The following is a 20056-nucleotide window of genomic DNA, read 5'->3' as shown; positions in this document are numbered from 1 at the left end:
ATCCGGCGTCATCGATTCGCGCTGCACCGACCTCGCGCCGTACGTTCGAGCCGTGCCGTCCTCCTCGTCCGCCCTTCCCGCCGGGCTCGACGGTGGATTCCCGATCACCCGCGGCCTGCTCGCCGCCCGGTCGGTCGAACCCTCCGTCCTGACCTACGGCGTGGCGCTGCCCGCCCTCCCGTCCGCGCTGCGCGCCACCCTGCGCGAGAGCTGGGGCCTCGACGTCTCCCCCGACGTCGACGGCCCCGACCCGCTCGCGTCGCGGGCGTTCGGCATCCTGTACGCGCACGTCCGCGCCGAGCAGGTCGTGCTCGCCGTCTCGGCCCGAACGAACCTCACGCTCGCCGGGAGCACCGTGCGGATCGTCGGCGACGGCCCGCTCGCGACGGCGCTCACGACGGTGCTGCGACGCCTGGGCACGGCCGTCGTGCGCGCGACGGACGACCCCGTCGAGCGGCTCGCCGCGCGGCTCGACGGCGTCCGCGTCGAAGCCGTCGCCGACACCGGCACCGCGCACCTCACGCTCCTCACGGGCGTCGGCCACGACGGCGTCGCACCGACGGCGGTCGCCGGCCTCGTCGCAGACGCCTCCCCCCGACCGGTGGATGCCACCGACCTCCCGTCCCCGCGCCCGCACGTGCGCACGACCCCGAACGGAGCGCTCGTGGAGATGCCCTCCCCGCTCCCCGTCGAGGGCGAGCACCCCACGGCGGCCCAGCTCCACCTCGCCGATGCTCTCGTCGCGGCCCTGATCGCCGACGACGAGCCCGCCTTCGCCACGGCGGTGACCCCATGAGCGGCCGGATCGCCGACCCGTCGCTGTGGCGCTCGGGCCACGACCGCATCGAGTGGGCGCGCGCCCACATGCCCGTGACGACCGCGCTCGCGGCTCGCCTGACCCGCGACGGCATCGTCGCGGGCGTCCGCATCGGCGTGTCCGACGTGCTCGAGCCGAAGACGGCGACGATCGCGCTCGCGCTCGCAGAGGCCGGCGCCGACGTGACGGTCACCTCCGCCGGCCGCAACACCGACGACGCCGTCGCCGCCGCCCTCGCCCACGCCGGACTCCCGGTCTACGCCCGCGCCGACGCCGACCGCGCCGAGGACCGCGCGAACGCCCTGGCCCTCCTCGACCACCGGCCGCACGTGATCGTCGACGACGGAGCCTCCACCATCCGTCTCGCGCACCTCGAGCGCCCCGACGTCGTCGACGGCATGCGCGGCGCGACCGAGCAGACGACGTCGGGCGTCCGGCCGCTGCGCCGGATGGAGGCCGAGGGCGCGCTGCGCATCCCGGTCGTCGCGGCGAACGACGCGCGCTCGAAGTCGCTGTTCGACAACATGCACGGCACCGGCCAGTCGGTCGTGTTCGCGGTGGCCGACGTCGCCGACCGCTCCTTCCGCGGGGCGACCGTCGCGGTGGTCGGGTTCGGACGCGTCGGCACCGGCATCGCGCAGCACGCGGCCGCCCTCGGGGCACGCGTGGTCGTGAGCGAGACCGATCCGGTCGCCGCCCTCCAGGCCGCGTTCGCCGGTTTCGAGGTGCAGACGCTCGCCGAGGCCGTGCGGCACGCCGACATCGTCATCTCGGCCACCGGCATCCGTCACACGATCGACGTCGCCCACCTCGACGCGCTCCGCAGCGGAGCCGTCGTCGCCGTGGGCGGCGGTGTCGGACAGGAGATCGCCCTGGATGCCGCCCACGCAGCGGGGGCCGTCGAGATCTCGCGCACGGGCGCCGTCTCGGTGCTCCGGATGCCGAGCGGCGCGGAGGTGCGCGTCCTCGACGACGGCAACTGCCTCAACGTCAGCGCGGCCGAGGGCAACCCCGTGGAGATCATGGACCTCTCCTTCGGCGTGCAGCTCGCCTCGGTCGCCCACGTCCTCGCGACGCCCGACCTCGCGCCGGGCGTGCACGAGCTCCCCCGCGCAGCCGACGATGAGGTGGCCGCGATCGCCCTCGCGTCCTTCGGCGGGACCCTCGACGCCCCCTCCGCGGCGCAGCAGGCGTTCCTCGCCGCGTGGAACCCCGACGGAGACGAAGAGTGACGGTCATCGTCCACCGCGCACCGGTCGTCCTCTCCCCCGGCTCGGCCGCGCGGGCGGACGGGCTCGCACTGAGCGACGGCGCCGTCGCCATCGAGGGCGACCGCATCCTCGCCGTCGGCCCCGCCGACGAGGTGCTCGCCGCCGCCGGCCCCGACGCGGTGATCCACGAGTGGGACGGCGCGCTCACGCCCGGCCTCGTCAACGCCCACACGCACCTGCAGTACAGCGACATGGCCGCCGTCGGGCTCGCCGCGCACGACGGCTTCGAGTCGTGGATGAGCGCCTTCATGGAGCTGTACCCCCTCCCCCGCGACTGGGGGACGTCGGCGGCCGCGGGCGCTGCCCTCGCTCTGCGCTCCGGCACGACGGCGGTCGCCGAGATCGTGACGGACGCCGCCGCCGGATCCGCGGTGCACGACGCGGGCCTGCACGGCATCGCGTTCTGGGAGGTCCTCGGCTGGACCGAACGCGCCTGGAACGTCGACGGCGAGCGCACGGTCCGCACGCAGCTCGCTGCTCTCCCGACGCCGCCGGCCACCGGCCTCTCGCCGCACGCGATGTACTCGCTCGACACCGCCGTCCTGCGCGAACTCTCCCGCCTGGCCCGGACGCTCGGCGTGCGCCAGCACATCCACGCGGCGGAGTCGGCGTGGGAGGACGCGTACGTCCGCTCGGGCACCGGTGACCTCGCCGAGCGCTGGCGCGCCAACGGCCGCGGCGAGTTCGCGCTGCTCCGCAACGGCGGCGCCGGCACGGGCGTCATCCGGTACCTCGACGACCTCGGCGCCCTGACCCCGTCGACGCACCTCGCGCACGGGATCTACGTGGATGCCGATGACCGGGCGCTCCTGCGCGAGCGCGGGGTCAGCGTGGCCCTGTGCCCGCGCTCGAACGCCGTGATCGGCCTCGACCCGGCGCCGGTCGCGGCGTACCTGCGCGAGGGCAACGCGATCGCGGTCGGCACCGACTCGCTGTCCTCCTCCCCCAGCCTGTCGCCGTGGCACGACGTGGCCGCGCTGTACGACATCGCCCGCGCCCAGGGCTACACCGACGACGACCTCCACGTCCGCCTGTTCGCCGCCGCGACGACCGGCGGTGCACACGCCCTCGGAATGGATGCCGACACCGGAGCGCTCCGTGTCGGAGCCCGCGCCGACCTCGCCGTCTTCCCCGTCTCGTCGGTCACCCCGCGCGACGCTCTCACCGAGCTCGTCGAAGCCGGACCCGCCGAGGCCTCCCTCACCGTCGTCGGCGGACGCGTCCGCTGGGCGACGACGATCGACCACGAACGGACCACCGCCCATGTCTGACCCCCGTCCCCTGCTGTTCGGCCTGTACGAGCAGGCCTGCGTCGGCAACGGCTCCTCCGCCGCGAGCCTGTGGACGCACCCCGCCGACGACCGGCTCTCCGCGACCTCCCTGCGGTATTGGCTCGACCAAGCCCGGCGGGTCGAAGAGGCGGGGATGGACCTGTTCTTCTTCGGCGACGTGCTGGGGCTCTACGACACGTACCGCGGAGGAGCGGAGACGGCGCTCCGGCACGGCGTGGAGATCCCGGCGCTCGACCCGATGCTGCACATCCCGGCGCTCGCGGCGGTCACCGACCGCCTCGCGTTCGGCACCACGGTGTCGACGACGTACGAGCACCCGTTCGCGCACGCGCGCCGCTTCTCCACGCTCGACCACCTGACCGCGGGTCGCATCGGATGGAACGTCGTGACCTCCTACCTGCCGGGTGCCGCGGCGAACTTCGGCCTCGACGTCCTCGCGCACGACAGCCGCTACGACCGCGCCGACGAGTTCCTCGACGTCGCGTACGCGCTGTGGGAGCGCAGCTGGGACGACGACGCGTTCGTCGGCGACAAGGCATCCGGGGTCTTCGCCGATCCCGCCGAAGGTGCACCGCATCGATCACGTCGGCGAGCACTTCCGCGTCGCCGGTCCGCACCTGGTCACGCCGTCGCCGCAGCGGACCCCGGTCATCATCCAGGCCGGGTGGTCGCCGCGCGGCCGCGAGTTCGCCGCGCGCCACGCCGAGCTGATCTTCGTGGGCGACTCCGACCCCGTCGCCGTGCGCGAGGGGCTGGCCGGCATCCGTCGGCGGGCCGAGGAACTGGGGCGGGATGCCTCCCAGATCCGCGCCGTGGTCGGCATGAACCTCGTGGTCGCCCCGACCGCGATCGCCGTGCAGGAGAAGATCGACTCGCTCCAGGCCCACTACGCCTCGGAGGCGCAGCTGGCCGCGTACGCCGGCTGGGGCGGGATCGACTTCTCGCTGTACGCCGACGACGAGCCGCTCGTGAAGCGCGCGACGAACGCGACGCAGACGAAGGAGACCCGCAGCGACGCCCCGGTGCTCACCGCCGGCGACGTCCGCCGCCAGTTCTCGCGGGTCACCGCGTTCGCGGACGACCGCTTCCTCGGCACGCCGGACACCGTCGCCGACGCGATCGGGGCGTTCGTCGAGGAGTCCGGCGTCGACGGCTTCCTGCTGCACCCGTTCCTGTCGCCCGGCTCCGTGGAGGACTTCGCGGGACTCCTGGTCCCCGCGCTCCGCGAGCGGGGGCTGTACGGCGGGTTCCCGCAGGACGGCACGTTCCGCTCGCGCCTGCGCAGCGACCGCCGCGACCGTCTCGGCGACGACCACCCGGCCCGCTCCGGCGCCCGGTGAGGGCCCGGCGCCGCGGTCAGCCCGGCGCCGACCGCGGCGCCGCGGTCAATCCTGCGGTGCGGGTCCCGTGGAGAGCGCCTGGACGAACCGGCGCAGGAACTCGGTGCCGTCGAACGCCGTGACCGCGCGGATCGTCGGCCCCTCCGGGCTGCCCCACACCAACGGCAGGCCGTCGTGCGTAAGGGCGATGCGGGTGGCGAGCGAGTCCGCGTAGGGCGTGAAGTCGACCGGCCCTTCGATCCAGCTCGTCACGATCTCCGGCCGGTGGAGCACGACGGTCGCGAGGCCGTCGTGGGCCGAGGAGATCCGACGCCCCCACTTGTACTGGTAGAAGTCGTTGTACGCGTCGAGCACCTCGCCGGCGAACGTCGCCCAGGGCGTCCCGACGCCGCGCAGCACCGCGAGGACGTGCTCGTCGAGGATCGCGGTGGCCGTGACGTTCACGCCGACCATGATGACGTTCCCCGCGTTGCGCGCCCCGAACACGATCTCGGCGGCGCGACGGTCGTTCGCGGTGTTCGCGTCCGTCAGTGTCGCCCCGCCCGGCGCCGGGTAGGGTCCCGCGCCGCCCATGATCACGACCGAGCGGAACTTCAGGAACAGGTCGGGGTCGCGCTCGAGGGCCCGCGCGATGTTGGTCAGCGGTCCGAGCGGGTGGAGGTCGACCTCCCCGGGGTTCTCCGCGGCGATGCGCACGATGGCATCCACCGCGCTCTCCTCCTCGACGCGCAGCTCCGCGCGCTCGAAGCGGTCGCCGAGGCCGTCGGTGCCGTGCACGAAGTCGGCGATCGATGCCTCGCCCTCGATCGGCGTGGCCTCGCCCAGGTGCACCGGGATGTCCTCGCGCCCGGCGAGTCGCAGCACGGTGCGGACGTTGCGCGCCGAGTCGACGACCGGCGTGTTGCCGTAGATCGTCGTGATGGCCTCGATCCGCACGTCGGGCTGGGCCAGCAGGTACATCAGGGAGTGCGCGTCGTCGAGACCCGTGTCGGTGTCCACGAGGACGCGACGGACGGAAGGGACGGAAGAAGGGGATGCCATGCTCTCACCCTGCCGGTTCGTTCCGTGCGACACGGCCGGGTGTTACACCGCGTGACACGTTCGTTCCCTGTTCGTCACGACGAGACCTCAGAGTGAAGGATGACGCGGGCGGCCCCGACCCGCGTCCACACAGCACATGTCGACCGACGCCTCCGGCGTCGTCGGGAACGGACACGATCATGGCATCCACGGCTCAGCGACTGCGTCGCGTCGCCCTGCCCGCGGCAGGTCTCACCGCGGCCCTCGCCCTCACCGCCTGCTCCGGCGGCCAGGCTGCTCCCGCGGCCACCGACGGCTTCGACGGCGTCAAGCTCACGGTGTGGAACAGCATCGACTTCGAGCCCTACCAGGGCCTGCAGAAGCAGTACTTCGAGTCGTGCGCCGCCGACCTCGGCATCACCGTCGACGTCGAGACCCAGTCCGGCGACTACACCACCAAGCTCCTCCAGGCCGCGGGCGCCAAGTCGCTCCCCGACGTGGCGCTCCTCTCCACCGACACGCAGCTCCCCCAGCTCGCCTCGCAGGGCGTGCTCGCCGACCTCGGCCAGTACGACATCACCACCGACGGGCTGGCCGACAGTGTCGCCGGCCTGGGCACGTACCAGGACACCCTCTACGGCCTCCCGGTGCAGGTCGAGGATTACGCGATCTTCTACAACAAGGCCGCGTTCGCCGCCGCCGGTGTGTCCGAGACCGCCCCCAAGACCTTCGACGACCTCGTCAAGCTCGCCGGCTCCCTCACCACCGCGGACCAGAAGGGCATCGTCCTCCCCGGCATCGCCGGCGACGGTTCGACCCCGGTCTACTTCCTGCCGTTCCTCCTCTCGGCCGGCGGCGACCCCGCCGACCCGACCGGTGCCGGATCCGTCGCGGCGGTCGACCTCTACAAGAACCTCGTGGCGAACGGCTCGCTGTCGTCCGAGTTCGTCAACTGGGGCTGGGACTCGATCGACCAGTGGACCTCGCAGAAGGCCGCGCTCACGGTCTCGGGTCCGTGGAACCTCGTCGACACCTCGATCCCGTTCGAGTGGGGCACGTTCCCCTTCCCCACCGCCAAGGCCGGTGAGTCCTCGAAGGTGAACCTGCTCGGCTACGTCTACGGTGCCGCAGCGAACTCGGACGCCAAGAAGGAGGCGGCCGCGGCGGCGCTCATCAAGTGCCGCGCCTCGGAGGAGAACCAGATCGACACCGCCGTGCAGGGCGGCTACATCCCCGCGCTGAAGACGGCGCAGGACGCCTTCGTCGAGAAGGTCCCCTCGGCCGCTCCGTTCGTGGACGCCGTCGACGGCGCCTACAACTCCGCGCAGCTCGGCACCGAGTGGAACACCCTGCAGCAGCAGTACGTCGATGCCATCCAGGCCGCGACGGTCGGCGGTCAGACGGCCCAGGCCGCGCTGGAGCAGGCCAGCGGCAAGTGACGGCGGACACGCTGACGACGACCGGCCGGCCGGGGGCTCGCACCCCCGGCCGGTTCCGGCGTTCTCTGGCGGCGCGTCAACGCGGTGAGCTGTGGGGCTTCCTCGCCCCGGCCATCGTGTTCTTCGTCGTCTTCTTCCTCTTCCCCCTCGGGTACGGCGTGTACATGAGCACGACGAACTTCACGACGGGGACCTTCATCACCGGCCGCGCCCCCTTCGTGGGGACCGCGAACTTCGAGGCCGTCCTCGCCGAGCCGGTGACCTTCCGCGCCCTCGCGAACACGCTCACGATCACAATCGTCTCGGTCGTCGTGGAGCTCGTGCTCGGTCTCCTCCTCGCGCTGCTGTTCGCGCGGCGCTTCCCCGGAAGCCGGTGGCTGCCGACGCTCATCCTCCTGCCGTGGCTGCTTCCCGCCGTGGTCGTCGCGACGGTCTGGAAGTCGCTGCTCGCGGGCGACGGCCCCATCAACGACGTCCTCGGGTCGATCGGCATCCCGGTCGAGGCGTGGCTCGCCAATCCCGCCACGGCCCTGCCCGCGGTCATCGTCGTCGCGGTCTGGGCGAGCCTGCCGTACTGGGCGACGATCCTCGGCGCCGCGCTCAAGCAGGTGCCCGCGGAGCAGCTCGAGGCCGCGCAGCTCGACGGCGCAGGGGCGTGGCGCCGCCTCGTCTCGATCGTGATCCCGACGATCTGGCCGGTGATCTCCGTGCTCGTCGTGATGAGCGTCGTCTACACGCTGCTCATCGTCGACCTCGTGCTCGTCCTCACCGCCGGCGGTCCCGCCAACAGCACCGTCACCCTCGGACTGCTGTCGTACCGGCAGGCCTTCCAGCAATTCCAGTTCGGACTCGGCGGCGCGTACGGAATGTTGCTGCTCGGCATCAGCATCCTGTTCGCGATCGTGTACACCGTGATGTCGATGCGCCGGGAGCGTGACGAATGACCGCGACCCTGCCCGCCGCCCCCGCCGTGGTCTCCGCCGAGCCCGCGGCCGCCGCCGTGACCGCGCGCCGCCGCCGTCGCGGCTGGACGTGGACCGTCGTCACGGTCGTCGTGCTCGCGGTGTACCTCTTCCCGGTCTACTGGATGATCTCGGCCTCGCTGCAGCCGTCCGCGAACTCGACCGACACCGCGTGGTTCCCCACCTCCCCGGGCCTCGGCGGATACGAGAAGGCGCTGGACGACGCCGGGATCGGGGGCCTGCGCGTCTCGGTGCTCGTGTCGCTCGGCTCCGTCCTCGTGACGCTGCTCGTCGCGATTCCCGCCGCGTACGCGCTGAGCCGTCTCCGCTCCCGCGCCGTGAGCATCGCGCTCATCCTGCTGCTGCTCGCGCAGATGATCCCGAGCGTGGTCCTGGCGACCTCGTTCTACGCGATGTTCAACTCCTGGGGTCTGCTGAACACGTTCATCGGACTGATTCTCGCCAACTCCACCGCGGGCGTGCCCTTCGCCGTGATCGTCATGCGGGCCTTCATGCTGCGCCTGGATGCCGAGGTCATCGAGGCCGCGACCGTCGACGGGCTGGGGCCGCTGGGCGTGCTGTGGCGCATCGTCGTGCCGCTCTCGCGCAACGCGATCGTCACCGCGGGCGTCTTCGCGTTCCTCTTCAGCTGGGGCGACCTGCTGTTCGGACTGACGCTCGTCAACCGCAACGAGATGTACCCGATGTCGGTGCTGATCCTCGCGCTGTCGAACTCGAACCTGAACACGTGGGCAGCGACCATGGCGGCATCCCTCATCGCGAGCGTGCCCGCGCTCGTCGTCATCCTCGCCGCTCAGCGGCACGTCAAGGAGGGTCTGACGGCCGGCTCCGGCCGCTGAGGCGCGGGCGCCCACCCGCCCCGCACGTAGACTGGCTTCTCGTGAGCGAACGCGTCCTCGTCCAGCAGCTGAAGTCCCTTCCCGCCGGCCCCGTCTCGGTGTCGGGGTGGGTCGAGACCGTCCGCGATCAGAAGAAGGTGCAGTTCGTCGTCCTCCGCGACGAGACCGGCGCCGTCCAGCTGGTCAACCCGGCGACGCGTCCGTCGGAAGAGGCGGGCGAGCAGGATGCCACGGCCCTGGCCCTCACGGAGACGATCGGCGGACTGGCCAACGGCACGTTCCTCACCGTCCACGGCGAGCTCAAGCACGACGAGCGCGTCAAGCTCGGCGGCGTGGAGATCAAGATCGGCGAGCTCGAGATCGCCGCCGCGGCCAACCCCGAGACGCCGATCGCCGCCGACAGCGGTCTGGACAAGCGCATGGACTGGCGCTTCCTCGACCTCCGTCAGCGCCGCAACAACCTCATCTTCCGGGTGCAGACGACCCTCGAGCACGCGATGCGCACCTACTGGGTCGAGCGGGACTACATCGAGATCCACTCGCCCAAGCTCATGGCATCCCCGTCGGAGTCCAACGCCGAGCTGTTCGAGGTGCCCTACTTCGAGGACAAGACGGCCTACCTCGCGCAGAGCCCCCAGTTCTTCAAGCAGATGGCGCAGGTCGCCGGCTTCGGCAAGATCTTCGAGATCGCGCCCGCCTTCCGCGCCGACCCCTCCTTCACGAGCCGCCACGCGACCGAGTTCACCTCGGTGGATGCCGAGATCAGCTGGATCGACTCGCATGAGGACGTCGCGCGCATGCAGGAAGAGCTCCTGCAGACCGCGTTCCAGGCGGTCAAGGACAAGCACGGCGACGAGATCCAGGAACTCTTCGGCGTCGAGGTCCAGGTGCCGACCCTCCCGTTCCCGCGCATCCCGCTCGCCGAGGCCCGCGAGATCGTCGCGGCCCGCGGCTACGACATCCCGCGCACCGACGGCGACCTCGACCCCGAGGGCGAGCGCCAGATCGCCGCGCACGTGCGCGAGGCGTTCGGTCACCAGTTCGTCTTCGTGACCGACTACCACCCGGAGATCCGCGCGTTCTACCACATGCGCGACCCCGAGACCGGGCTGACGAAGTCGTACGACCTGCTGTTCAACGGCGTCGAGATCACCACGGGCGCGCAGCGCGAACACCGCGTGGACATCCTCGTGGAGCAGGCGAAGGAGAAGGGGCTCGACCCCGAGCACCTCGACTTCTACCTCGACTTCTTCCGCTTCGGAGCTCCCCCGCACGGCGGGTTCGGCATGGGCCTCGCGCGCGTGCTGATGCTGCTGCTCGGCGAATCGTCGATCCGCGAGGTCACCTACCTCTTCCGCGGCCCGACGCGTCTCGCCCCCTGAGTTCGCCCCCGCGACGCCCGGGGTTCACTCGCCGGGCCGGGTGAGGTCACTCCGCTCGCCTACCGTTTCGGCATGGTCGTCGACAGCGCCGCGCTGACCGTCCCCGCGGACGGTTCCTCGGGCGCGGGCTGGAGCATCCGGCTCGACGACGTCGGGCGCGTACGCGGCGGGGAACGCGTCGTCGACGGGGTCGAACTCCACATCGCGGGGGGCACGATCCTCGCGATCGTCGGCGAGTCCGGCTGCGGCGCGACGACCCTCGCGAACATCATCGCCGGGCGCGAGCGGCCCGACGAGGGTGAGGTGCGCATCGACGGACGCGCACGACCCGACGCCCCCCGACTCGCCGCGGTCTTCACCGACGTCGCGCCCCGGTTCGGTCGGGTGCGCGACGTGGTCCTGCCTCGGGCCGGTGGGAACCCCCGCGTCGCCGCCGAGGTCGACCGGCTCCTCACGCTCGTGGAACTCCCCGACCCGGACGCCCCCGTCCGCCGGCTGTCCCGCGGCGACCGCCAGCGTCTCGCGATCGCCCGCGTCCTCGCGACGGAGCCCCGCGCTCTCGTTCTGGACGACGCGCTGAGCGCACTGCACACCTCGGCACGAGAGCGCCTCCGCGACGCCCTCGTGCGAGAGCTGCGTCGTCGCCGGACGACCACCGTGTGGGTGACGCGCGACACGGCCGAGGCGATCGCCGTCGCCGACCGCGTGATCGTGCTGCACCACGGCCGGATCGCCGCCGACGGCACCCCCGAGCAGGTCTACGCGCGCGCCGACGAACCGGCGGTGGCCGCGGTCCTCGGGCCGGTCGACACCGTACCCGGGATCGTGGAGGGCTCCGTGGTGGACGTCTGGGGGCAGCACCTGCCGCTCGCGGCCTCCGCGCACGACGGGCACTGCGAGGTGCTCATCCGTCCGGAGAACGTCGTGCTCGTCGCGCCGGAAGCCCCCGGGGTCGACGGCGTCGTCGAGGAGAGCACGTTCCTCGGGCACGTACGTCGATCTCGGGTACGCACGAGCGACGGCAGCCTCGTGCACGTGGAGCACGGCGCGCAGGCACGCCTCGACGACCACGCCCGCGTCCGGATCGCGCTCGCGCCCGTCCCGGTGACGACGCGCCCCCTCAGCTGAGGGCGGGCCTCAGGCGGGGAAGTCGATGCCGGCGCGCTCGGTGACGACGGAGCGGACGAACGCCGCGACCTCCTGGTGCGCAGGGTGCACCTGGTAGCGCTCGAGCGCATCCACGTCAGCGAACTCGCTGACGAGCACCACGTCCCAGTTGGTCTGCGGGTAGGCGACGTTGCGCCCCACCTCGAGGTGCTCGATCTCGGTGATCACGCCGCGGAGCGACAGCAGGCGCTCCTCGATCTGCTCCGCGTGCAGGGCACGGGTGTCGGCGTCATCCGCCGCGAGCTTCCAGAGGACGATGTGACGGATGCTCACGCAGAGGCTCCTTCGGGGTCGGCCGCGAGGAGCGCGGCCCGCAGACGGTCGGCGGAGACGCGCCAGTGCGTGTGCAGCTCTCCGTCGATGAGGACGACCGGGATCTTCTCCCACCACTGCTCGTACAGCGCGGCATCCTCGGCGATCGAGGCCCGTTCGACGACGACGTGGTCCGCGACGTCATCGGGGAGCTCGGCGAGGACCGTCTCGACGATCTGCTCCGCGACGTCGCAGAGATGACAGTCGGGTTTGGCGATCAGCGTGAGGGTCGTCACGCCACCCATCCTAGGAGGGCGGGCGCGGGTCAGGATTCGACGTCGTACCCCGCGGCGATCCACTCGCCCGTGCCGCCCTCGACGTTCGTGGCGTCGTGGCCGCGCGCCGTGAGCGCCTCGACGACCCGCGCGGAGCGGCCGCCGGCCTGGCAGATCACGTCGAACGCGCCGTCGGGCAGCTGGTCCAGGTTCTCGCCGAGCGTCGACATCGGCAGGTTCACCGCACCGGGCACGTGGCCGGAGGCGAACTCGTCGACCTCGCGCACGTCGATGAGCGGACGGTCGCGTCCCTCGTGCAGATCGTGGACCGAGATGGACTGCATGTGTGCTCCTCGAGAGGACGGGATGATCGGATGCCGCATACACGAAGCGCCCGTCGGATGACAGGCGCTCGGTGTGGTGGTCGCTTTACTTCTTGTTGCGACGCTGGTGACGAGTCTTGCGAAGCAGCTTGCGGTGCTTCTTCTTCGCCATGCGCTTACGGCGCTTCTTGATGACAGAACCCACGGAAAACCTCACTAAGTCGGGGTCTGGGTGCCGATGTCGGCTCCCGGGAACGGGCAGGCGTTGGAAAAAGGCCTCGGACTAGTCTAGCCGACGTCGGAGACCGGACGCTGCACAGCCTCAGCGACGGCGGATTCGGGCACCCGGTAGCTCCGGCCGAACCGCACGGCGGGCAGCTCCCCCGCGTGCACGAGCCGGTACACGGTCATCTTCGAGACGCGCATGAGGTCCGCGACCTCCGCGACCGTCAGAAACCGCACGTCGGGCAGCTCCGCCATCGATCACCCTTCGCCAGGGTGACCCTCACCCTCTGATGTGGGACACACTCTAGGGTCTGGCTGCAACGCGTGTAAACCTATGGGGCCTCTGTGACGGAAGTGTGTATGGGCTACCGCGTTCCGATGACCGAAAGGCCGCTCAGCGGCCGGGCAGCTTGCGGAACGCCGAGGTGACGGAATGCTTCACCGACGCCGCGGCACGACCCACGACCTCCGCGGCATGCACGGCGGACTCCGGAAGAGCCGGCTCGTTCTCGACGTCGATGGAGAAGAACGGCACGAGCCAGTCGTCGACCTCGTCGAGCGGGGCGACCGCGAGGCTGTAGTAGCGGTGCTGCCCCTCCTCGCGCACGGACACGAGTTCCGCCTCGCGCAGGACCTTGAGGTGCTTCGACACGGTGGGCTGACTCACCCCGAGCGCGTGCACGATCTGCGAGACGCTCGTACCCCGCTCGCCCCCGGTGGCGCGGTCCAGAAGAAGCTGAAGGATGTCGCGACGCGTTCCGTCAGCGATCACGTCGAAGATGTCCGCCATGGCATTAGGTTAGCCGCGAGCCCGCCCGAGTACCATGATTCGGGTTCCACCCCGAAGGGAGCGACGCATGGCGGCGACGCCCGAAGAGGTGAGTATGTCGATGCGGGTACGCCGCATCGCCTACCGGGCATGGGACGGACTCCGTGATCTGACCACCGCGTCGCCGGCTCGTTTCGCGGTGCTGGTGTTCGTCGTCCTGATCCTGCTGTTCACGGCGCTGTTCTCCCTCCCGGCCGCGGCCGCCGACGGCCAGCGGACCCCGCTCGCCGACGCACTCTTCACCGCGGTTTCGACGATCTGCGTCACGGGCCTGTCCACGGTGAACATGTACAGCCACTGGTCGCCGCTCGGGCACGTGATCACCTACCTCGGTGTGAACGTCGGCGCGCTCGGCGTCCTGACGCTCGCGTCGATCCTCGGACTCGTGATCTCCAAGCGCCTCGGCCTGCGCGCCAAGCTCATCGCGGCGGGCGACAGCAATCCGCTGCGCGCGCACGGCGGACCGGTGAACGAGGGCCAGACCATCCGCCTCGGCGAGGTGGGTCAGCTGCTCCGCACCGTGGCGCTGTCGACCCTCGCGATCGAGGCGGGCCTCACCGTCCTCATCTACCCGTCGCTCGTGGTCGGGGGCATCGACCCTCTCGTCGCGCTGTGGGAGGCGCCGTACTACGCCGCGATGGCCTTCACCAACACGGGGTTCGTGCCCAACGCGGACGGCCTGGCCCCGTTCGCGCAGGACTACTTCCTGCTCACGGTCCTCATGATCGGCGTCTTCCTCGGCTCGATCGGCTTCCCGGTGATCTTCACGCTGTGGCGGCACTGGTGGCGCTTCCGCCTGTGGTCGCTCCACGCGAAGCTCACGATCATCACCACCGTGGTGCTCTTCGTCGCGGGCGCCGGCGTCATTCTGCTGCTGGAATACGACAACCCGCTGACGTTCGGCCGCATGGACGCGTGGGACACGACGTTCCAGGCCTTCTTCCTCTCGGCGATGACGCGCTCCGGCGGGTTCTCGGTCGTGAACATCGGCGATCTCAACGGCGCGACGCTCATCGTCGGCTCGATGCTCATGTTCGTCGGCGGGGGCTCGGCATCCACCGCGGGCGGCATCAAGGTCACGACCCTGGCGGTCCTCGCCCTCGCGGTCTGGTCGGAGGCCAAGGGCCGCCCGTCCGTGCAGGCGTTCGGCCGCCGGATCCCCAGCGACGTGCAGCGCGTGGCGCTCTCCGTCGTGGCGTGGGGCGCGACGATCGTGGCGATCTCCACCGTCACGATCAGCCGCATCACCGACGCGCCGATCGAGTACGTCCTGTTCGACGTCATCTCGGGCTTCGCGACCGTGGGACTGTCCACGGGCCTCACGGCAGAACTCCCCGACCCCGCGGTCTACGTGCTCGCCCTGACGATGTTCATGGGGCGCATTGGTACTGTGACACTCGCCGCGGCCGTCGCGGCATCCTCCCGTTCGCAGCTGTACGCGCTGCCCGTCGAAAGGCCGATCGTTGGTTGAACGGATCCGCAGCGACGCGCCCGTCCTCGTCATCGGACTCGGGCGCTTCGGCGCGGCGTGCGCCGGCGAGCTCGACCGCCTCGACCGAGAGGTGCTCGCCGTCGACGGCAACCTCGACCTCGTGCAGAAGTGGTCGGAGCGTGTCACGCACGCGGTCCAGGCCGACGCGCGCAACATCGATGCCCTCCGGCAGATCGGAGCGCAGGACTTCCAAGTGGCGGTCGTCGCGGTCGGCTCGCTCATCGAGGCATCCGTCCTCATCACCGCGAACCTCGTCGACCTGAAGGTGCCGCAGATCTGGGCGAAGGCGGTTTCGCAGTCGCACGGCAAGATCCTCGCCCGCGTCGGCGCGAACCACGTCATCTACCCCGAGGCCGAGGCCGGCGAGCGCGTCGCGCACCTCGTCAGCGGCCGCATGCTCGACTTCATCCGGTTCGACGACGACTTCGTGCTGGCCAAGATGTACCCGCCGAAGCTCGTGCGCGGCGTGGGGCTGAACGAGTCGGGCGTGCGCACGAAGTACAACGTCACGGTCGTCGGCGTGAAGAGCCCCGGCCGCCCCTTCCGCTACGCCGAGGCGAACACCGTGGTGACCAATCACGACCTCATCATCGTCTCGGGCACGAACGGCGACATCGAGCGGTTCGCCGCGCTCGATCGCTAAACCGCGATCTCCAGCACCACGCTCACCGTGTCGTCGACGGCGAGGTGCTCGGCATCCTGGAGCGCCTTCTTGATGGGCACGACGTACGCGCCGTCCTTCGGCCAGAGCGATGTCGTCACACGGGTGGCGCCGATCGTCACGGCGACGGGGATCATCCCCCATCCGTAGGTGACGACGGGAGCGACCTCGGCAATGGCCTGGGCTTCGGCGGGCGGCACGGTGACGAAGTGGTACGGCGCGGGTCCGCGCCAATACCAGATCGTGCCCTCGAACCGCAGACGCATGTCAGGCCCCGGCGGCGAGTTCCTTGGCCCGGGCGAGAGCGGCCTCGGCCGCTTCGGTGAACGTGTCGTCGAGGTGGGCGGACTGGAGCACGGCGACCGCGCGCTCGGTCGTGCCCTTCGGGCTCGTGACGCGGCGGCGGAGTTCGGCAGGGTCCACATCCGAGGATGCCAGGAGCGCCGTCGCCCCGATGAACGTCTGCTCCGCCAGGAGGCGCGCGGCGTCGTCGTCGAAGCCCATGCGGACCGCGGCCTTCGTGAACTCCTCGATGAGGAGGAAGACGTACGCCGGGCCCGAGCCCGAGATCGTGGACAGCGCGTCGATCCGGGACTCCGGCACCTCGACGACCTGGCCGACCGTCTCGAACAGCGCGCGCACGAGCGCGACGTCGTCCGCGGTGGCCGCGGCGCCGGCGGCGAGCCCCGTGACGCCCTTCCCCACGAGCGAGGGCGTGTTGGGCATCGAGCGCAGCGTGGCGACACCGTCGCCGAGGTGCTTCGCGAACGTCGCGAGGGTCACTCCGGCCGCGAGGCTCACCACCACCGCGCCGGGGCGCAGGTGCGGGGCGATCTCGTCCAGCAGGTCGGGGACCATAGCGGGCTTCACGCCGATGAGGATGACGTCGGCGGATGCCGCGGCCGCGATGTTGCCGTCCGGGGCGGCCTCGAGCGCGACGCTCGTCACACCCTCGAGCTCCGCGAGTTCGGCGGCCTTCGCGATCGACCGGTTGGTCGCGGTGACACCGCCGCCGGTGAGCCCCGCCGCGACGAGTCCGCGGAGGATCGCCCCTCCCATGGAACCTGCGCCGAGGAAGGCGAGCGGGGGCAGCGTGGGAGTGGCATCCGTCATGCACGCAAGTCTACGAAGCCTGAGTGCGGCGGATAGGGGCGAGCGTTAGAGTCGGAGCGCGTCCGTACCGGGGCGGACGCGAGCGACACGGAGGACCACCATGACTCTCTTCGACGGCATCACTTCGCGGCTGATCGAGACCGGTCGGCTGAGCGTCAACGTGCTCGAGCGCGCGACCGACGATCCCGCCACGGCCCCCGAGCAGACGGTGGTCTTCGTCCACGGGAACGTGTCGTCCTCGCTCTTCTGGCAGGAGATCATGCAGGACCTGCCGAGCGACCTCCGGGTGCTCGCGGTCGACCTGCGCGGCTTCGGCGGCACCGAGCACGCCCCGATCGACGCGACCCGCGGCGTGCGCGACTTCAGCGACGACCTCCACGCGACCCTCGAGACGCTCAGCATCCCGACCGCGCACCTCGTCGGCTGGTCCATGGGCGGTGGCGTCGTGCTGCAGTACGCCCTCGACCACCCCGTGCTCTCGCTCACTCTGCAGGCGCCCGTCTCGCCGTATGGCTTCGGCGGCACGCGCCGCGACGGCTCGCGGCTCACCGACGACGACGCCGGCGCGGGTGCGGGCGGCGCCAACCCCGACTTCGTGCAGCGCCTCATCGACCACGACACGACGGACGACGCCCCGACCTCTCCGCGGTCCGTCTTCCGCTCCGGCTACGTCGCGCCCGGGTACACGAGCGACCACGAGGACGTGTGGGTCGAGTCGATGCTCACGACCTCGACGGCCGGCGGAAACTATCCCGGGGATGCCGTGGCCTCGCCGAACTGGCCCGGCTTCGCCGCCGGGACCATCGGCGTGCTGAACACCATGGCGCCGAAGTACTTCGACGTCTCGGGCATCGTCGACCTCGCCGAGAAGCCCCCGATCCTCTGGATCCACGGCACCGCGGATGCCATCGTCTCGGACGCCTCGTTCTACGACTTCAACCACCTCGGCGCCCTCGGCATCGTGCCCGACTGGCCCGGCGAGGAGGTCGCGCCCGCGCAGCCGATGGTGTCGCAGACGCGCGACGTGCTGGACGCGTACGCCGCCGCGGGCGGAGAGGTCACCGAGATCGCGGTGGAGGGCGCCGGGCACGCCCCGCACCTGGAGCGGCCGGCGCAGTTCCGCCAGGCGCTGCTGACGGTGATCGGCTACGTGGGCCGTCCCGCCGACCCCGCCCCGCCCACCGAGGCGATCATCCTGCGTTCGGCCGACTGAGAGGTCCCCCGTGGAGTACTGCCTGTTCACCGAGCCCCAACAGGGCTTCTCGTACGACGACCAACTCGCCTTCGCGCGCTCGGCCGAGACCCACGGCCTGGACGGCTTCTTCCGTTCCGACCACTACCTGCGGATGGGTGAGGGCGATCCGCTGCCCGGCCCCACCGACGCGTGGACGACCCTCGCCGGCCTCGCCCGCGAGACCTCCCGCATCCGCCTCGGCACGCTGGTCTCGTCGGTGACGTACCGGGTTCCCGGCATCCTGGCGATCCAGGTCGCGCAGGTCGATGCGATGTCGGGTGGCCGCGTCGAACTGGGCCTCGGTACCGGCTGGTTCGAGGCGGAACATGCCGCGTACGGCATCCCGTTCCCGCCCCGCCGATTCGACCTGCTGGAGGAGCAGCTCGCCGTCGTGACGGGCCTGTGGTCCACCCCGGCCGGGGAGACGTTCTCGTTCGAGGGCGAGCATTACCGCCTGGATGCCGCACCCGCGCTGCCGAAGCCCGTCCAGTCCCCCGTCCCGGTCATCGTCGGCGGCGGCGGTCCGAAGCGCACGCCGGCCCTGGCGGCGCGCTTCGCGACGGAGTTCAACATCGGCTTCGTCGCGGAGGACGTCGTCGCCGAGAAGTTCGCCGTCGTGCGCGCGGCGTGCGAGGACATCGGTCGCGACCCCGCGTCGCTGAAATTCTCGGTCGCGCTGCCCACGATCGTCGGCACGGACGACGCCGCGATCGAGCGCCGCGCGGCCGCGATCGGTCAGACGCGCGCGCAGTTCGACAACGGCGCCAACCTCATCGGGCGACCCGAGCAGATCGCCGAGAAGGTCGAGCGTCTGCGGGCCCTGGGTGCAGAGCGCGTGTACTTCCAGCTCCTCGACCTGCGCGACGTCGATCACGCCGACGAGGTCGGCGCCGAGCTGCTGCCGCTGCTGCCCCGCTGAGTCAGGGCGCCCCGTCGTGGCGGGGCGCTCCGTCGCGGCGGTGCTCGAAGAAGTCCCGGAGCAGGAGGGATGCCTCCGCCTCGGCGACTCCGCCGACCACCTCGACGCGGTGCGGCAGACGTCGGTCGCGCAGAACGTCGTACAGCGACCCGGCGGCTCCGGCCTTGGCATCCCAGGATCCGAAGACCACGCGCGGAACCCGCGCCTGCAGGACGGCCCCCGCGCACATCACACACGGCTCGAGGGTGACGACGAGCGTGCAGCCGGCGAGGTGCCAGGTACCCAGGTGCGCGGCGGCTTCGCGCAGCGCGACGACCTCGGCGTGGGCGGTCGGGTCGTTGGTGACCTCGCGGAGGTTGCGACCCTCGCCGATGACCTCGCCGGTGGGTCCGAGCACGACCGCCCCGACGGGCACATCGTCGTGGGTCGCGGCGTCGCCGGCGAGCGCGAGCGCGCGGCGCATCGCGGCGAGGTCGGCGTCGGTGGGGGTCACGGGGCTCCGGAAAGACGGGGGCGGAACGACGGGGTCGAGCGGCTAGCCTTGAGCCTATGCGTGTCCACGTCGCCGACCACCCCCTCATCACCCACAAGCTCACGGTGCTGCGCGACCGGCAGACCTCGTCGCCGGTGTTCCGTCAGCTCACCGAGGAGCTCGTGACGCTGCTGGCCTACGAGGCCACCCGGAACGTGCGAGTCGACCCCATCGAGATCCAGACGCCCGTCACGACGACGCAGGGCGTGAAGATCAGCGAACCGCGTCCGATCGTGGTGCCGATCCTGCGCGCGGGCCTCGGGATGCTGGAGGGCATGGTGAAGCTCCTCCCCACGGCGGAGGTCGGGTTCCTCGGCATGATCCGCGACGAGGAGACGCTGCAGCCGTCGACCTACGCCGAGCGCCTCCCCGACGACCTGAGCGACCGCCAGTGCTTCGTGCTCGACCCGATGCTCGCCACCGGCGGCTCGCTCGGTGCGGCGATCAAATTCCTCTTCAACCGCGGCGCGCAGGACGTCACCGCGATCTGCCTGCTCGGCGCGCCCGAAGGTGTCGCGGCGATCGAGAAGCAGGTCGAAGGACACGACGTCACGCTGGTGCTGGGTGCCCTCGACGAGCGCCTCAACGAGAAGGGCTACATCGTGCCCGGACTCGGCGACGCGGGCGACCGCCTGTACGGCACGGCCTGAC

General features: G+C 71.3%; 24 protein-coding genes and 1 pseudogene. 15 read left to right on the top strand and 10 right to left on the bottom strand.

What is annotated here, in order from left to right:
• Positions 1–52: 52 nt before the first annotated feature.
• From RKD05_RS09960 to RKD05_RS09940, 5 genes and pseudogenes are all read left to right on the top strand, one after another.
• Positions 53–796 (top strand): hypothetical protein, encoded by a 744-nt coding sequence (locus tag RKD05_RS09960; protein WP_424709758.1) that lies wholly within the window; start codon positions 53–55, stop codon positions 794–796.
• Positions 793–2049: an adenosylhomocysteinase gene (locus RKD05_RS09955; RefSeq protein WP_424709756.1), complete on the top strand. Its 1257-nt coding sequence runs from the start codon at positions 793–795 to the stop codon at positions 2047–2049. The genes RKD05_RS09960 and RKD05_RS09955 overlap by 4 nt, the downstream gene beginning before the upstream one ends.
• Complete coding sequence (locus RKD05_RS09950) at positions 2046–3359, top strand: amidohydrolase family protein (RefSeq protein WP_424709755.1); 1314 nt, start codon at positions 2046–2048, stop codon at positions 3357–3359. Before RKD05_RS09955 ends, RKD05_RS09950 begins: the two co-directional genes overlap by 4 nt.
• Positions 3352–3822 (top strand): annotated as a pseudogene (locus RKD05_RS09945) (LLM class flavin-dependent oxidoreductase); the annotation flags it as partial. The gene RKD05_RS09950 and the pseudogene RKD05_RS09945, both read left to right, overlap by 8 nt.
• 124 nt (positions 3823–3946) lie before the next feature.
• A complete protein-coding gene (locus tag RKD05_RS09940) occupies positions 3947–4720 on the top strand; it encodes an LLM class flavin-dependent oxidoreductase (protein ID WP_424709754.1) in 774 nt (257 codons plus the stop codon).
• Between the two features lie 45 nt (positions 4721–4765).
• On the opposite strand, the gene RKD05_RS09935 is transcribed toward RKD05_RS09940, so the two are convergent.
• Positions 4766–5761 (bottom strand): nucleoside hydrolase, encoded by a 996-nt coding sequence (locus RKD05_RS09935; RefSeq protein WP_424709752.1) that lies wholly within the window; start codon positions 5759–5761, stop codon positions 4766–4768.
• A gap of 179 nt (positions 5762–5940) precedes the next feature.
• On the opposite strand from RKD05_RS09935, the gene RKD05_RS09930 reads away from it, so the two are divergent.
• The 5 genes from RKD05_RS09930 to RKD05_RS09910 all read left to right on the top strand — a co-directional run bounded on the left by RKD05_RS09930 (position 5941) and on the right by RKD05_RS09910 (position 11511).
• Entirely contained in the window at positions 5941–7179 is a 1239-nt protein-coding gene (locus RKD05_RS09930) for a sugar ABC transporter substrate-binding protein (RefSeq protein ID WP_424709750.1), read from the top strand.
• The gene (locus RKD05_RS09925) at positions 7176–8123 is read left to right on the top strand and encodes a carbohydrate ABC transporter permease (protein ID WP_424709748.1); all 948 of its coding nucleotides are present in this window, start codon (positions 7176–7178) and stop codon (positions 8121–8123) included. Before RKD05_RS09930 ends, RKD05_RS09925 begins: the two co-directional genes overlap by 4 nt.
• Positions 8120–9001 (top strand): carbohydrate ABC transporter permease, encoded by an 882-nt coding sequence (locus RKD05_RS09920; protein ID WP_424709746.1) that lies wholly within the window; start codon positions 8120–8122, stop codon positions 8999–9001. Before RKD05_RS09925 ends, RKD05_RS09920 begins: the two co-directional genes overlap by 4 nt.
• Positions 9002–9042: 41 nt before the next feature.
• The gene (aspS, locus tag RKD05_RS09915; RefSeq protein ID WP_424709744.1) at positions 9043–10383 is read left to right on the top strand and encodes an aspartate--tRNA(Asn) ligase; all 1341 of its coding nucleotides are present in this window, start codon (positions 9043–9045) and stop codon (positions 10381–10383) included.
• 72 nt (positions 10384–10455) lie between these two features.
• A complete protein-coding gene (locus RKD05_RS09910) occupies positions 10456–11511 on the top strand; it encodes an ABC transporter ATP-binding protein (protein ID WP_424709743.1) in 1056 nt (351 codons plus the stop codon).
• 9 nt (positions 11512–11520) lie between these two features.
• On the opposite strand, the gene RKD05_RS09905 is transcribed toward RKD05_RS09910, so the two are convergent.
• From RKD05_RS09905 to RKD05_RS09880, 6 genes are all read right to left on the bottom strand, one after another.
• Positions 11521–11823 carry a Dabb family protein gene (locus tag RKD05_RS09905; protein WP_424709741.1) on the bottom strand — a complete coding sequence of 101 codons (303 nt, stop codon included), beginning with the start codon at positions 11821–11823 and terminating at the stop codon, positions 11521–11523.
• The gene (locus tag RKD05_RS09900; RefSeq protein ID WP_424709740.1) at positions 11820–12098 is read right to left on the bottom strand and encodes a glutaredoxin family protein; all 279 of its coding nucleotides are present in this window, start codon (positions 12096–12098) and stop codon (positions 11820–11822) included. Before RKD05_RS09900 ends, RKD05_RS09905 begins: the two co-directional genes overlap by 4 nt.
• Before the next feature lie 29 nt (positions 12099–12127).
• On the bottom strand, positions 12128–12421 hold the full coding sequence (locus tag RKD05_RS09895) for a rhodanese-like domain-containing protein (protein ID WP_063255990.1): 294 nt from the start codon (positions 12419–12421) through the stop codon (positions 12128–12130).
• 85 nt (positions 12422–12506) lie between these two features.
• Positions 12507–12605 carry a 30S ribosomal protein bS22 gene (locus tag RKD05_RS09890; RefSeq protein WP_003792170.1) on the bottom strand — a complete coding sequence of 33 codons (99 nt, stop codon included), beginning with the start codon at positions 12603–12605 and terminating at the stop codon, positions 12507–12509.
• An 83-nt stretch (positions 12606–12688) separates the two neighbouring features.
• Positions 12689–12880 carry a helix-turn-helix domain-containing protein gene (locus RKD05_RS09885; protein ID WP_022877899.1) on the bottom strand — a complete coding sequence of 64 codons (192 nt, stop codon included), beginning with the start codon at positions 12878–12880 and terminating at the stop codon, positions 12689–12691.
• Positions 12881–13019: 139 nt separating this feature from the next.
• Positions 13020–13415 carry an ArsR/SmtB family transcription factor gene (locus RKD05_RS09880; protein ID WP_022877900.1) on the bottom strand — a complete coding sequence of 132 codons (396 nt, stop codon included), beginning with the start codon at positions 13413–13415 and terminating at the stop codon, positions 13020–13022.
• A gap of 94 nt (positions 13416–13509) precedes the next feature.
• On the opposite strand from RKD05_RS09880, the gene RKD05_RS09875 reads away from it, so the two are divergent.
• Entirely contained in the window at positions 13510–14925 is a 1416-nt protein-coding gene (locus RKD05_RS09875; protein ID WP_051038606.1) for a potassium transporter TrkG, read from the top strand.
• Positions 14918–15589 (top strand): potassium channel family protein, encoded by a 672-nt coding sequence (locus RKD05_RS09870; RefSeq protein WP_228161392.1) that lies wholly within the window; start codon positions 14918–14920, stop codon positions 15587–15589. Before RKD05_RS09875 ends, RKD05_RS09870 begins: the two co-directional genes overlap by 8 nt.
• On the opposite strand, the gene RKD05_RS09865 is transcribed toward RKD05_RS09870, so the two are convergent.
• Entirely contained in the window at positions 15586–15873 is a 288-nt protein-coding gene (locus tag RKD05_RS09865) for a DUF1905 domain-containing protein (RefSeq protein ID WP_424709738.1), read from the bottom strand. The two genes, RKD05_RS09870 and RKD05_RS09865, sit on opposite strands and share 4 nt — an antisense overlap.
• A gap of 1 nt (position 15874) precedes the next feature.
• The gene (gene proC, locus RKD05_RS09860; protein WP_424709736.1) at positions 15875–16720 is read right to left on the bottom strand and encodes a pyrroline-5-carboxylate reductase; all 846 of its coding nucleotides are present in this window, start codon (positions 16718–16720) and stop codon (positions 15875–15877) included.
• A 100-nt stretch (positions 16721–16820) separates the two neighbouring features.
• Here proC and RKD05_RS09855 point away from each other — a divergent pair, with 100 nt between their 5' ends.
• Positions 16821–17933 carry an alpha/beta fold hydrolase gene (locus RKD05_RS09855; RefSeq protein WP_424709734.1) on the top strand — a complete coding sequence of 371 codons (1113 nt, stop codon included), beginning with the start codon at positions 16821–16823 and terminating at the stop codon, positions 17931–17933.
• Positions 17934–17943: 10 nt separating this feature from the next.
• Complete coding sequence (locus RKD05_RS09850; protein ID WP_424709732.1) at positions 17944–18873, top strand: LLM class F420-dependent oxidoreductase; 930 nt, start codon at positions 17944–17946, stop codon at positions 18871–18873.
• A 1-nt stretch (position 18874) separates the two neighbouring features.
• Here RKD05_RS09850 and tadA read toward each other — a convergent pair whose 3' ends face one another.
• Entirely contained in the window at positions 18875–19336 is a 462-nt protein-coding gene (gene tadA / locus RKD05_RS09845) for a tRNA adenosine(34) deaminase TadA (protein WP_424711808.1), read from the bottom strand.
• An 86-nt stretch (positions 19337–19422) separates the two neighbouring features.
• On the opposite strand from tadA, the gene upp reads away from it, so the two are divergent.
• On the top strand, positions 19423–20055 hold the full coding sequence (upp, locus tag RKD05_RS09840; RefSeq protein WP_063255975.1) for a uracil phosphoribosyltransferase: 633 nt from the start codon (positions 19423–19425) through the stop codon (positions 20053–20055).
• Position 20056: the final 1 nt, after the last annotated feature.

The organism is Microbacterium sp. SLBN-111 (genome assembly GCF_049739645.1).
In the GTDB taxonomy this organism is placed as follows: Bacteria; Actinomycetota; Actinomycetes; order Actinomycetales; family Microbacteriaceae; genus Microbacterium.
This window is presented reverse-complemented; position numbering and strand designations above follow the sequence as displayed.